At 68.0% G+C, this 13,622-nt stretch carries 9 protein-coding genes; 6 read left to right on the forward strand and 3 right to left on the reverse strand.

Annotated elements, in window-relative coordinates; translation table 11 throughout:
* Position 1: 1 nt before the first annotated feature.
* Both PV646_RS10055 and pdhA read right to left on the reverse strand, forming a co-directional pair.
* Positions 2-1,027 carry an alpha-ketoacid dehydrogenase subunit beta gene (locus tag PV646_RS10055; protein ID WP_189157420.1) on the reverse strand — a complete coding sequence of 342 codons (1,026 nt, stop codon included), beginning with the start codon at positions 1,025-1,027 and terminating at the stop codon, positions 2-4.
* On the reverse strand, positions 1,027-2,223 hold the full coding sequence (pdhA, locus tag PV646_RS10060) for a pyruvate dehydrogenase (acetyl-transferring) E1 component subunit alpha (RefSeq protein ID WP_500341154.1): 1,197 nt from the start codon (positions 2,221-2,223) through the stop codon (positions 1,027-1,029). The genes PV646_RS10055 and pdhA overlap by 1 nt, the downstream gene beginning before the upstream one ends.
* Before the next feature lie 355 nt (positions 2,224-2,578).
* Here pdhA and PV646_RS10065 point away from each other — a divergent pair, with 355 nt between their 5' ends.
* Entirely contained in the window at positions 2,579-3,997 is a 1,419-nt protein-coding gene (locus tag PV646_RS10065; protein ID WP_500341155.1) for a M20/M25/M40 family metallo-hydrolase, read from the forward strand.
* Here PV646_RS10065 and PV646_RS10070 read toward each other — a convergent pair.
* Positions 3,948-6,023, reverse strand: coding sequence for a P-loop NTPase fold protein (locus tag PV646_RS10070; RefSeq protein ID WP_500341156.1), 2,076 nt, complete (start codon positions 6,021-6,023; stop codon positions 3,948-3,950). The two genes, PV646_RS10065 and PV646_RS10070, sit on opposite strands and share 50 nt — an antisense overlap.
* A gap of 133 nt (positions 6,024-6,156) precedes the next feature.
* Here PV646_RS10070 and PV646_RS10075 point away from each other — a divergent pair, with 133 nt between their 5' ends.
* From PV646_RS10075 to PV646_RS10095, 5 genes are all read left to right on the forward strand, one after another.
* Positions 6,157-8,811 carry an MGH1-like glycoside hydrolase domain-containing protein gene (locus PV646_RS10075; protein WP_500341157.1) on the forward strand — a complete coding sequence of 885 codons (2,655 nt, stop codon included), beginning with the start codon at positions 6,157-6,159 and terminating at the stop codon, positions 8,809-8,811.
* 241 nt (positions 8,812-9,052) lie between these two features.
* Positions 9,053-9,871, forward strand: coding sequence for an ABC transporter substrate-binding protein (locus tag PV646_RS10080; protein WP_452250467.1), 819 nt, complete (start codon positions 9,053-9,055; stop codon positions 9,869-9,871).
* 74 nt (positions 9,872-9,945) lie between these two features.
* On the forward strand, positions 9,946-10,743 hold the full coding sequence (locus PV646_RS10085; RefSeq protein ID WP_500341158.1) for an amino acid ABC transporter permease: 798 nt from the start codon (positions 9,946-9,948) through the stop codon (positions 10,741-10,743).
* A complete protein-coding gene (locus tag PV646_RS10090; RefSeq protein ID WP_500341159.1) occupies positions 10,740-11,507 on the forward strand; it encodes an amino acid ABC transporter ATP-binding protein in 768 nt (255 codons plus the stop codon). The genes PV646_RS10085 and PV646_RS10090 overlap by 4 nt, the downstream gene beginning before the upstream one ends.
* Positions 11,508-11,512: 5 nt before the next feature.
* Positions 11,513-13,621 (forward strand): pentapeptide repeat-containing protein, encoded by a 2,109-nt coding sequence (locus PV646_RS10095; protein ID WP_500341160.1) that lies wholly within the window; start codon positions 11,513-11,515, stop codon positions 13,619-13,621.
* Position 13,622: the final 1 nt, after the last annotated feature.

Below are 13,622 nucleotides of genomic sequence, written 5' to 3' on the forward strand. Positions count from 1 at the left end.
CTTACCAGGCGAGAGAGCGGTCGACGGCGTGCAGCACCCGGTCGAGGTCGGGGAGGAACTCCTCCTCGAGCTTCGACGGCGGGTACGGGGTGTCGAAACCGGTCACCCGCAGCACCGGTGCCTGCAAGGAGTAGAAGCACTCCTGCTGGACCTTGGCTGCAATCTCGCTGCTGATCGAGGACTCGGACGGTGCCTCGGACACGACGATCAGGCGACCGGTGCGGCGCACCGAGTCGTAGACCGGCGCGAGGTCGAGCGGCGACAGCGTGCGCAGGTCGATGACCTCGAGCGACGTGCCGTCCTCCGCGGCGGCGTTGGCCGCGTCCAGCGACGTGCGGACCATCGGGCCGTACGCCACCAACGTGGCGTCCGTGCCGGACCGCAGCACGCGCGACTCGAACAGCTTGCCGGGCTGGGCCGTGGTGTCGACCTCGCCCTTCTCGTAGTAACGGCGCTTGGGCTCGAAGAACAGCACCGGGTCGTCGCTGTCGATCGCCTGCTGGATCATCCAGTACGCGTCGGCCGGGTTCGAGCACGAGACGACCTTGAGGCCGGCGGTGTGCGCGAAGTACGACTCCGGGGACTCCGAGTGGTGCTCGACCGCACCGATGCCGCCACCGAACGGCACGCGGATCACGATGGGCAGCTTGATCTTGCCCTGGGTGCGGTAGTGCAGCTTCGCGACCTGCGACACGATCTGGTCGAAGCCCGGGAAGATGAAACCGTCGAACTGGATCTCGCACACCGGGCGGTAGCCGCGGATCGCGAGGCCCACGGCGGTGCCGATGATGCCGGACTCCGCGAGCGGCGTGTCGAGCACGCGCTGCTCACCGAAGTCCTTCTGCAGGCCGTCGGTGATGCGGAAGACGCCACCGAGCTTGCCGATGTCCTCGCCCATCATGATGACCTTGGGGTTGGCTTCCATCGCCGCCCGCAGGCCCATGTTCAGGGCTTTGGAGATCGTGAGCGTCTGCACCGGGGAGGCCGGGGCAGCAGCTGTGGAACGGTCCATGGTCGGAGCAGCCATCAGTGCTCACCTCCAGCAAAACCCGAGACGTAGTCGAGGAATTCGTCGCGCTGCGCGTCGAGGACGGGGCTGCCCTCGGCGTACACGTTGCTGAAGATCCGTTCAGCGGGCGGGTCGGGCATGTTCGTGCAGAACTCCCGCAACTCCTCGCCCAGCTTGTCGGCGTCCGCCTCGACGCTCTCGAAGAACTCGTGGTCGGCCCACTGCTGGCGGACCAGGTAGACCTTCACGCGCTCGATCGGGTCCTTGAGCTTCCACATCTCCAGCTCGTCCGACAGGCGGTAGCGCGTCGGGTCGTCGGAGGTGGTGTGCGCGTCCATCCGGTAGGTGAACGCCTCGATCAGGATCGGGCCGTTGCCGTGGCGGCACTCGTCCAGCGCCCACTTCGTCACGGCGAGCGTCGCGAGGACGTCGTTGCCGTCGACGCGGATGCCGGGGAAGCCGTAGCCGCGGGCGCGCTGGTACAGCGGCAGGCGCGACTGGCGCTCGGTGGGCTCGGAGATCGCCCACTGGTTGTTCTGGCAGAAGAAGACGAGTGGCGCGTCGTAGACCGCGGCCCACACGAAGCCCTCGTGCACGTCACCCTGGCTGGTCGCGCCGTCGCCGAAGAAGCACATGGTGGCTTCTCCCTCGTCGTCGCCGACCTTGCCGTCGAACTTCTGGCCCATCGCGTAGCCGGCCGCGTTGAGGACCTGGTTGCCGATGACGATCGTGTACGGGTGGAAGCGCTTCTCGACCGGGTCCCAGGTGCCCTGGTCCGTGCCGCGGAAGATGCCGAGCAGCTCCGTCGGGTTGATCCCGCGCGTCCACGCGATGCCGTGCTCGCGGTAGCTCGGGAACGCCATGTCGGTCTGGCGCATCGCGCGACCGGCGCCGATCTGCGCGGCCTCCTGGCCGAGCAACGGCACCCAGATGCCGAGCTGGCCCTTGCGCTGCAGGGCGTTCGCCTCGCGGTCGACCCGGCGGATCAGGACCATGTCGCGGTACAGACCGCGCAGTTCCTCCGCCGTGATGTCGATGTCGAAGTCGGGGTGCTGGACCCGCTCACCCTCGGGGGTGAGGAGCTGCACCAGGTCGGCGCCGCCCTCGTCTGTCGCTCGCAAGCCTGCGATCACCTGTTCCGCTGTCGGTTTTGCGGCAGTGGCGGCCGGCGCTGCATCCGGCTCAGGGTGCGTCCATTGCTCAGGGGACGACATGCGCCTTCTCCTCTGTCTTCTCCGACCGCCTGATCGCTCGTGACGACCTCGTGCGGCGACGTCGGCGGTCGCCGCCAACCCTGTGGGGCCGGAGGCAGCCGTCGACGGTGACGGTGGCTTACGACCACATCCTGACACGGCCTCACCCGAGTTGGTGAGACCCGTCCCACTTCGTAACACACGAGTCAACGTTCTGATCAGCGACAACAGTCGGAAGTTCGACCTTTTGTCCTCCGACTAGGCCGTCCGACTACCGGACGCCGCTGTCCCGGTTACCGATCGTTAACTTAGCTCGAGGTCTCAGGGATAGAGGCTACGGACGCGAGCGGAGGCGGAGTCGTGACAGGATCGAGAAGTGGACCGCTCAGTTGTGACCAGCACTGTCAGGACGCTCTGGGACGACGACATCGTCCCGAGCCTGTCTCAGCTCGTCGCCGTGCCGGCGATCTCGCCCGCGTTCGACCCAGCCTGGGAAGAACACGGAGAGTTGGCCGCCGCGATCGAGCACGTGCGCCTCTGGATCGAGTCACGCGACCTGCCCGGAGCAACGCTCGAAGTCGTCCAACTGGCGGGACGAACCCCGCTGCTGGTGGTCGACGTCCCCGCGTCCGGTAACTCGGGCGACGACACGGTGTTGCTCTACGGACACCTGGACAAGCAGCCGCCGGTGGGTGGCTGGGGTGAGGGGCTCGGTCCGTGGACCCCAGTTCTGCGTGACGGACGTCTCTACGGCCGTGGCGCCGCCGATGACGGCTATTCCGGATATGCCGCAATCGCGGCGATCGAGGCCGTGCGCGCGGCGGGCGGCTCGCACTCCCGTTGCGTCGTGCTGCTGGAGACCGGCGAGGAGTCGGGTTCGCCCGACCTGCCCGCCTACCTGGAGCACCTCTCCTCCCGCCTCGGTCAGGTCGCGCTCGTCGTCTGCCTCGACTCGGGCGGCTCCGACTACGACCGCATGTGGCTGACGACGTCGCTGCGCGGGCTCGTGCAGGTCACGGCCACCGTGCGGGTGCTGGACGGCGGCCTTCACTCGGGCATGGCGTCGGGCATCGTGCCGTCGTCGTTCCGGATCGCGCGGCAGCTGCTGGACCGGATCGAGGACTCCGCGACGGGCGAGATCCTCGTGCCGGAGATGCACGTCGAGATCCCGGCCGGACGCCTGGCCGAGGTCCGCGAGGCCGTCGAGGCCGCGCCCGGTGCCCTCTGGGACCCGGTGCCGCGCGTCGGCGACCTGCAGCCGATGTCCTCCGACGAGGTCGAGCTGGCGCTGAACTCCGGCTGGCGGCCGACCCTGTCCGTCACCGGCGCCGAGGGCCTGCCCCTGCCGGACGACGCGGGCAACGTGCTGCGGCCGTTCACCTCGCTGGTGCTGTCGTTCCGGCTGCCGCCGACGGCGTCCGCCGAGGCCGCGCTGGAGGCGGTGCGCGCGAAGCTCACCACCGACGTGCCCTACAACGCGACCGTGGAGCTCTCCCGGGTCGAGTCGGCCGACGGCTGGAACGCCCCGGAGCTGGCGCCGTGGCTGACCGCCGTGCTGGACGACGCCGGCAAGGAGGTCTTCGGAGCGCCGTGGCGGACCGTGTCGCTCGGCGGCTCGATCCCGTTCATGGGGCTGCTGCACGAGGCGTACCCCGAAGCGCAGTTCGTGGTGACCGGGGTGATCGGCCCCGACTCGAACTGCCACGTGCCCGACGAGTGGCTGCACCTGGCGCACGCCGCCCGGGTCACCGAGGCGATCGCCCTGGTGCTGGACGCGCAGTCGAAGCAGAGCTGAATTCCTCGAGCAGTGCCATGCCTGTCGCCGGGTTGCTCCCCGCGTAACGACGCGCTCTAGCGAGTGCGTCCACCTGCGCGGGGAGGACCTCGGTCAGGTCGTCGGTGAAGTGGTCGCGGACGACGGCGAGGAACGCGATCCGTGCCGCCGCCCTGTCCGCGAGATCACCGATCGCGGTGTGCTCCTTGGAGTAGGAGGCCCGCACCAGTTCGCGCAGGACGTGCAGGTCCGGGTCCGGATCGGCGAGCACTCGCAGCAGTTTCGTCACGCCGTCGTGGTCGTCCAACGCCGTCAGCGCGTCGCTCGTCGTCTTGCACACCCGGTCCAGTTCGTCGGCGACCAGCTTCTCGGTCACGTCCGCCAGCGACGTGCCCCTCGGCTGCCGGACGATCGCGCGCGCCGAGCGGGTGAGCTGCCGGGCGAGTCCCCCGGAGAACGCGTAGGCGAGCGCCACGAACACCTCGGGCAGCCCGTCGACCGACCTGCTGATCAGACCGCGGGCGAGCTGGAAGTCCAGGTAGTCGACCCGGACGACCTCGTCGAACGAGCTGTCGAAGACGCTGCGCAGCCCCATGCCCGCGAGCTCGAAGTCGTGCTGGGCCTCGGTGGACACCGACATCAGGTAGTAGCAGCCGGGCACGTCGAACACGGCCTTGATCTCGTTGAGGAACCTGCGGGCGGGCTCTCCCGCACCGATGCGGTCGATCTCGTCGATGGCGATCACCACGCGCACCGGGTCCAGCGTGCGGGCCACGGCGCCGACGAACCCGCGGAAGTCGTCCACCACCTCGGGAAACGTCGGCGGGCGCCCGGTCAGGCTGGTCGCGCGCTTGTGGGCGAGCTCCGCACCGCGGAAGCCGAACTTCCCACTGGTCTCACCGGTGAGGGTCTGGACGTACGCGATGGTGCGGAGACCCCGCTGCGCCGACCTGGCGAGCTGGACCCGTTCGTCGTGCCGGATCCACCAGCGACGCCGGACGGCCTTGGGAGCGGTCTCGCGGAGGTGGGCGAGCACCGCGTGGCAGGCCCGCGCGTAGAGGTGCAGCACGAACTCGCGCGGGACGTAGTCGACCGGTGCCGCGACCAGCACGCTCAGGTCGGAGGCCTGCCCCTGCCGGCGGTAGGCGCCCTGGCAGAACGCCCTCAGCAGGTTGGTCTTGCCGGAACCGCGGGGGCCCGCGAGCGCGACGCTGCCGCCGTCGAGGGTGTCGACCAGCTCGGCCAGCTCCCTGCCCGCCGGCACCGGCTGGTGGCTGATCAGCGACCCGCCGCGGTGCAGGTTCCGCGCGTCGCCGAACACCAGCGTGGTGCCCGGAACGATCCGGGTGTCACCCAGCTCGGCTCCCAGTGCGGGCAGCACGCCGTCGTTCAGCATCGCGGATCGCCATTCCACGAGCGCCCGGTCCGCCGCGGCAGCCCTGGAGGCGAGCATCGCCGGTGGCAGGAAGACGTTGAGGGCGTCGATCAGGAAGCCGCTGCCCCAGAGGAGCCCGAGCCCGAGCGGCAAGGTGACGAACAACCAGGGCCAGGGGCCCACGAACAGTGCGACGAGGTTCGCGCCGAACGCGAAGAGGCCGACGGCGCCCAGTCCCATGCACCCGCAGAACCACGCGACCGTCCTGCCGACCACGCCCAGGTACGAGACTCCGAGCACGACCGCGGCGATTCCGGCGGCGGCCACCGTGTAGCTGGCCATGGGCAGTCCGGGGTCGCCGTTGACCCCGTACTTGAACACCAGCCGTACCAGCACGCTCTGGGTCAGCGGAATCACGAAGAGCACGAGGAAACGCCACAGGAACGGGTGCTCCTTCGCGGAACGAACCACGTTCCGCGCGCGTACGGGTTCGAGGCGGAGCTCCGCGTAGCGGTCGTGGTGAGCACGCGCCGAGGCGACGATCCACGGCTTGGCACGGCGCAGCACGGCCCGCAGCGCCTCGGGATCACCGGCCGGTTCCCCGTGCGCGCCCGGCCGCAGCGCCGTCTCGACGGCCTCGTCGAAGACCTCGTCCTCGGTCACCCCCAGCATGGTGCGCTCGTTCGGACACGACCGAAATGCGCCGATCAGGTCACACCCCGCTCCACCCGCAGTCGAGTGAGGAAGAACTCAACCGAGACGTGGCCCCGACCAGGCGTCCTACCTGGTGTCCCACACTGGGGCGATGGGCGAACAAGCGGAACGGGCGCGTCTCGCGGAGTCGGAGAACCCGACCTCGCCGTGGCGGCTGTGGGGGCCGTACCTCTCGGGTCGCCAGTGGGGCACGGTCCGCGAGGACTACTCGCCCGAGGGTGACGCGTGGGCCTCGTTCCCGTTCGACCACGCTCGTTCGCGCGCCTACCGGTGGGGCGAGGACGGCATCGCCGGCATTTGTGACGTGCACGGGTTCATGAACTTCGCCGTCGCACTGTGGAACGGCAAGGACCCGATCCTCAAGGAGCGGTACTTCGGCCTCGCCAACGAAGAGGGCAACCACGGCGAGGACGTCAAGGAGCACTGGTGGGTCACCGACGGGACGCCCACGCATTCCTGGATGCAGGTGGTCTACCGGTATCCGCAGCGCGAGTTCCCGTACGAGCAGTTGCGGGAGATGGCGCGGAACGCCGGCAGGGAGAACCGCGAACCCGAGCTGAGTGACACCGGGGTGCTCGACGAGAACCGGTTCTTCGACGTCCAGATCACGTACGCGAAGGCCGAGACGGACGACATCTGCATCGAGATCAGCGCGACCAACCACGGGCCCGAGGACGCGCCGTTGCACCTGTTGCCCCAGTTGTGGTTCCGCAACACGTGGGCGTGGGGGCGGGACCAACGGCCGTGTCAGCTCGTTGCGAGCACCACGGCCGGCCGGAAGGTCACGGCTGACCACGGCAACCTCGGCCGGTACACGCTTCATCTGGACGACCGGCCGTCGATGCTCATGACGGACAACGAGAGCAACGAGGTCGCGCTCTTCGGGGCCGAGCGGAATCCGTCTCCGTGGGCCAAGGACGGCATCTGCGACTACGTGGTGCACGGCAACACCAGCGCGTGTCAGGTCGTCGGGCCGGACGAGACGGGAGTGGCGGGCACGAAGTTCGGTGCCTGGTACTCGTTCGACCCGGTGGAGCCGGGCGAGACGGTGACGATCCGGCTGCGGCTCATCGGCGGTGACGGGCACCTGGACCCGTTCGGGCCGAGCTTCGACGAGACCGTGGCCGCGCGGAAGGCCGAGGCCGACGAGTTCCACGACGCCATCGCGCCGCAGACGAGTCCCGAGGAGAAGCACGTGCTGCGGCGCGCGCTCGCGGGTCTCATGTGGACGAAGCAGCACTACCGGTTCCGCACGCGCGACTGGCTCGACGGCGACCCGACCAAGCCCGAAGCACCGTCGAGCAGACGGACGCCCGAGGCGCGCAACGTGCACTGGCGGCACCTCGACGTCGCCGACGTCATCTCGATGCCGGACGAGTGGGAGTACCCGTGGTTCGCGGCGTGGGACCTGGCGTTCCACACGATCCCGTTCACGCTGGTCGACCCGGCGTTCGCGAAGGAGCAGCTGCTGCTGTTCTGCCGTGAGTGGATGATGCACCCGAACGGCCAGATTCCCGCCTACGAGTGGGAGTTCGGCGACGTCAACCCGCCGGTGCACGCATGGGCGGCGTTGCAGGTCTACCGCGCGGACGGCAGCCGGGATCGCGGGTTCCTGGCCAAGATCTTCCACAAGCTGCTGCTCAACTTCTCGTGGTGGGTCAACCGCAAGGACGCCGGCGGCAGCTACCTGTTCGAGGGCGGGTTCCTCGGCATGGACAACATCGGGCCGGTCAACCGGTCCGAGCCGATGCTCGGCGAGTGGCGGCTGGAGCAGTCCGACGCCACGTCGTGGATGGCCGCGTACAGCCTGCACCTCATGCAGATCGCGCTGGAGCTGGCGCGGGACGACGAGTCCTATGAGGACGTCGCGACGAAGTTCGTCGAGCACTTCCTGTCGATCGCGGAGGCGTTCACGCACTTCGGTTCGCACGGCGGCGGGATCTGGCACGACGAGGACGGCTTCTGCTACGACCGGGTGTCGCGTCGGCGTGCCGACGGTGACGTCGAGTCCGAGCCGGTGCGCGTGCGGTCGATGGTCGGCCTGATCCCGTTGCTGGCTTCGGCGGTGCTGGAGCCGTGGGTGCTCGAAGAGTTGCAGGGGTTCACCAGCCGGCTGGAGCACCTGCTCAAGCGACGGCCCGAGCTGCGGCAGTTCATCGACTTCCACTACGAGCGCGGCGCGTTCGTGTCGTTGCTGGACGAGTCGAAGCTCAAGCGCGTGCTGCACCGGATGCTCGACGAGCAGGAGTTCCTGTCCCCGCACGGGATCCGCAGCCTGTCAGCCGCTCACCGCGAGGGCCTCGAGGTCAAGGTCGCGGGCCAGGACCACCGCATGGGCTACGAGCCGGGCGAGTCGCACACGCCGATGTTCGGCGGCAACTCGAACTGGCGCGGCCCGATCTGGCTGCCGACCAACGCGTTGCTGGTGGAGGCGCTGCGCACAGTCTGCACGTTCCACGACGGCATGTTCCAGGTCGAGATGCCGACGCACTCGGGACGCTGGGTCACCGCGGGCCAGGTCGCGGACGAGCTGAGCGATCGGCTCGTCGGGCTGTTCCTGCCCGACCACGACGGGCGCCGGCCGTCGGACGGCAAGCGGATCGAGGCCTCCGAGTCACCTCTTTGGCGCAGGCACGTCACCTTCAGCGAGTACTTCGACGGGGACACGGGCGAAGGTCTCGGCGCGACGCACCAGACGGGCTGGACCGCTCTCGTGGCAGGTCTGATGACGGAAAGAACACGCTGACCAGCACCGTCGTGATCAAATCCTGATCAAGGAGACACTCGCGGATCGTAATTATCCGTGTGCAATACGTGAAGAAGTTGTGTGATCTGAGCCAAACCACACAAGATTTTGCGACTAAAACGGTGATTTGACGCAGGATCGTTGCAAGGCAGTGGCCTGTAACACGCACGTGCTGTCCACCACGTCACCCGAGTGGCAGGATCCCGTTCACTCGTCCGCGACAGTTACGAGGAGTGACGCAGTGGCTCGTCGACCCAGGCACGTGCTCGCCCTGCTGCCCGCAGCGGCCCTAGCGCTGACCGCGCTCGCCGGTTGCGCGACGAGCACCAACAGCGGTGGTGGGACCACCGACGGTGGCATCAAGCTTGTCAAGGAAGGCAAGCTCGTCACCTGCACCCACCTGTCCTACAAGCCGTTCCAGTACACGGACGGCGACAAGACCGTCGGTTTCGACGTCGACCTGGTCGACCTCATCGCCGACGAACTGAAGGTCAAGCAGGAGATCTTCGACACCCAGTTCGAGACGATCACCTCCGGCGCGAGCTTCAACGCCAACCAGTGCGACCTCGCGGCCGCCGGTATGACGATCAAGGAAGAGCGCAAGCAGGCGATCGACTTCTCGGACCCGTACTTCGAGGCCACGCAGGCGCTGCTGGTCAAGAAGGACTCGCCGATCAAGGCGCTGGCGGACCTCAAGGGCAAGAAGATCGGCGTCCAGCAGGACACCACCGGTGAGATCTACGCGAACGACAACAAGGCCGCCAACGGCTACGAGGTCATCCAGTTCGAGGACCTCCCGCTGATGGAGACCGCCGTGCGCACCGGTGCCGTCGACGCCGCGATCAACGACAACGGCGTGCTCCTGGACTACGCCAAGGAGTTCCCGGACACCGTCGTCTCCGCCGAGTTCAACACGAACGAGCAGTACGGCATCGGCATCAAGAAGGGCAACACCGCTCTGACCACGAAGGTCAACGAGGTCCTGAAGAAGGCCAAGGAGAGCGGCAAGTACGACGAGATCTACAAGAAGTGGTTCGGCAAGGCGCCGGAGAAGAAGTAGCGATCTCGAACTGACGGGGCGGCGGACGACGCCGCCCCGTCGGCGTCCGAACCACATCCGCTAGGAGTCACACCATGGCGCTGTCCAAGCGCAAGCGGGCCGAATACTTCCGGTACTCGCAGTACACGCTGCTCGTCGTCATCGCCGTGGTGATCGCGTTCCTCGCCGACTGGGAACAGATCCGCACGGCGTTCTTCAACTTCAAGACGATGGGGGACATGTTCCCCAACGTCATCACCATCGCGTTGAAGAACACCCTCATCTACACCGCGCTCGGGTTCGCGTTCGGCCTCGCGCTCGGCCTCATCCTCGCGTTGATGAAGCTCTCGTCGATCGCGCCGTACCGCTGGATCGCGACGATCTACATCGAGTTCTTCCGCGGCATCCCGGCCCTGCTGGTGTTCATCGGCCTGGCGTTCGGCGTGCCGCTCGCGTTCCAGATCCAGTTCGACATCTACTCCACGGTCATGCTGGCGCTCGGCATCGTCGGTGCCGCCTACATGGCCGAGACCATCCGCGCCGGCATCCAGGCCGTGCCGAAGGGGCAGGTCGAGGCCGCGCGTTCGCTCGGCATGTCGCAGGGCCGCGCGATGATCACCATCGTGATCCCGCAGGCGTTCCGGATCATCCTGCCGCCGCTGACCAACGAGCTGATCCTGCTGACCAAGGACTCCTCGCTGATCTACATCATCGGACTGGCCCGCGACCAGTACGAGCTGACGAAGTTCGGGCGCGAGACGCTGAGCCGCAGCCCGTCGCTCACCCCGATCCTCGTCGTCGGTCTCTGCTACCTGATCATCACGTTGCCTCTCGGGTACCTTTCGCGGTACCTGGAGCGCCGCTCCGGCGGGAAGAAGGTGTCCGTCCTGTGAGCGAGATCAGTGTCGAGATCACCGGCCTGAAGAAGTCGTTCGGCTCGCTGGACGTCCTCAAGGGCATCGACGTCACGGTCAACCGCGGCGACGTGGTCTGCATCATCGGCCCGTCCGGTTCCGGCAAGTCGACGCTGCTGCGCTGCGTCAACCTGCTCGAGGAGCCGAACGGCGGCAAGATCGTCGTCAACGGCGTCGAGCTGACCGACCCGGACGTCGACATCGACCTGGCGCGCACGAAGATCGGCATGGTCTTCCAGTCGTTCAACCTGTTCTCGCACCTCAACGTTCTCGCGAACCTCACGGTCGCGCAGCGCAAGGTGCTCAAGCGGAACGAGAAGGAAGCGCAGGAGATCGCCCTGCGCAACCTCGACCGCGTCGGGTTGAAGGAGAAGGCCAACTCGATGCCCGCGCAGCTCTCCGGCGGCCAGCAGCAGCGCGTGGCGATCGCCCGCGCGCTGTCGATGGACCCGGACGTGATGCTGTTCGACGAGCCGACCTCGGCGCTCGACCCCGAGCTCGTCGGTGACGTGCTCGGCGTGATGCGCCAACTCGCCGACGAGGGCATGACGATGCTGGTCGTGACGCACGAGATGCAGTTCGCCCGCGAGGTCGCCGACAAGGTGATCTTCATGGACGGCGGCTACATCGTCGAGGAGGGCCCGGCGGCCGAGGTCATCGGCAACCCGCAGGAGGAACGCACCCAGGAGTTCCTGGCACGCGTGCTCGACCCGACGCACCACGGCCCGAGCGACCCGGTCTAGAGCTCGTGGCGAGGGGGAAGGTCGCCGCGGCGGACGTGCTGCGGGGGCTGTTGGGGGAGAACGACAATTCCGCTGGTGGCGGGTGGAGGTTGCCTCGGCGCAAGCCGAGCACCCCACCCGTCATCCGCGTCGTGGACCGGGTGGTCACCGACGTCCTCGACCTGCGCGCGGTCGAGGTCCCGTACGTGCTGGAGTTCGAGCGCTGCCAGTTCGAGGCGGCACCGGACCTGCGGCAGGCGAACCTCGCCGGCATCTCGTTCACCGACTGCGACCTGCCCGGCCTCGAAGCGCGCAACCTGAGCAGCGGCAACGACGTGTCGCTGATCGACTGCCGGGTCTCGGGCCTCGCCGACTTCACCGACGCGGAGATCGCGGGCTCGGTCCTGTTGCGGGAGACCAGGTTCAGCGTGCCGGGCGGGCTGTGCCTGCACGGTGACCGGCTGACGGTCGCGGGCGCGTTGCTCGGATTCGGCATCGTCACCGAGGGCGAGGTGCGGCTCGCGGGCTCGCGCATCGGCGGCAACGTCAACCTCGGCAGCGCCGTGCTGGAGAACGCCGACGGCTTCACGTTGAACGGCAACGGCATGCAGGTCGGTGGCAACTTCCTCGGCGCGTTCACGTCGCACGGTGTCGTCTTCCTGGCCAACGCGCGCATCAGCTCCACCCTGTCGTTGAGCGGAGCGACGCTCTCGCGCGGACCGGACTTCAAGGACAGCAGCGATCCGCACGCCGACCCGTCCGCGACGCTCTTCCTGGACCGCGTGGACGTGTCCGGTGACCTGGAGCTCGACCGCGGGTTCACGAGCCGGGGCACCATTCGCGCGGTGAACGCGAAGATCGGTGGCACGTTGTCGCTGGCCGAGGCCGTGCTGGACGCGGTCTCACCACCTTCGGTCGGCACCGACCCGACCGGCTCGGGCCGCGCGTTGCACGTCGACGGCGCGGAGATCGGCGGCGACGTCGTGGGACGCGGCGTGCGGATCAAGGGCCAGCTGCGCATGGTCGACACGCACGTGCGCGGCAGCATCACGATCGAACGGGCCACTGTGGACAATCCGGCCGCGGACGCCGTGCTGGCCAACCGTTCCCAGATCGGCAGCAACTTCGTGGTGCGCGAGTCGGAGGTGTCCGGCGGCCTGGAACTGCGCGGCATCACCGTCGGCGCGAACCTCGACCTGCGCGGCAGCCGGTTGATCAAGCCGGGCAAGTACCGGCACCAGCCGCGCGAGAAGCCGTCGCTCGACATCGGTGGCGCCACGATCGGCCGCGACCTCATCTGCGCACGGGGTGACAAGGAGTTCGTCGCGCACGGCGGCGTGCGGTGCCGTCGCGCGGTGATCGGCCGCATGGCGAACTTCAACGGTGCGGTGCTCGGGTACAAGCTCGACAGCCACGCGTTGAACGCCATGGGCATGCAGGTGCAGGAGCTGATGCTCAACGTCGTGTCACCGCCCAAGGGTCTCGTGACGCTGCGGCAGGCTCGCTGCACGTCGTTGGACGACAACGAGAACTTCTGGAACACCACGGGTTTCATCGACCTCGACGACTTCCGCTACGACTCGCTCGCGTACCCGATCAACCTGCGCGACGACGACCAGGTGCAGCAACGGCTGCGCTGGTTGCGGCAGGCCATGCGGCGCAGCTACCACCCGCGCCCGTACGACCAGTTCGCCGAGATGCTGACTGCGGCAGGCAACGAGGAGCACGCCTCGACCGTGCTGATCGAGAAGCAACGCCTGCGGTACAAGGCAGTTGCCGAGGGCATGCGGTTCTTCGGGCCGTTGGTGCTGCTGTGGAGCTTCCTGCAGCGGTCGATGGTCGGGTACGGCTACCGGCCGGCGCGGGCGTTGGGGTGGCTGATCGCGGCGTGGGTCGTCGGCAGCATCTGGTTCCAGTTCAAGGGACCGCTGGTCGAGATCAACGACGACGACCACCTGCCGTGGAACGCGTGGCTCTACACGATCGACCTCGTGGTGCCGATCGTCGACTTCGGCAACAAGAACCGATGGCAGACGCCGGGCGCGTCGCAGTGGATCGCGTCGGGACTGATCGTGACGGGCTGGATCCTGGCGACGACCGTGGCCGCCGGTCTGACGCGGATGCTCAAGCGTTAGC

This window comes from Streptomyces sp. ID05-26A, assembly GCF_033794685.1.
GTDB lineage: Bacteria > Actinomycetota > Actinomycetes > Mycobacteriales > Pseudonocardiaceae > Lentzea.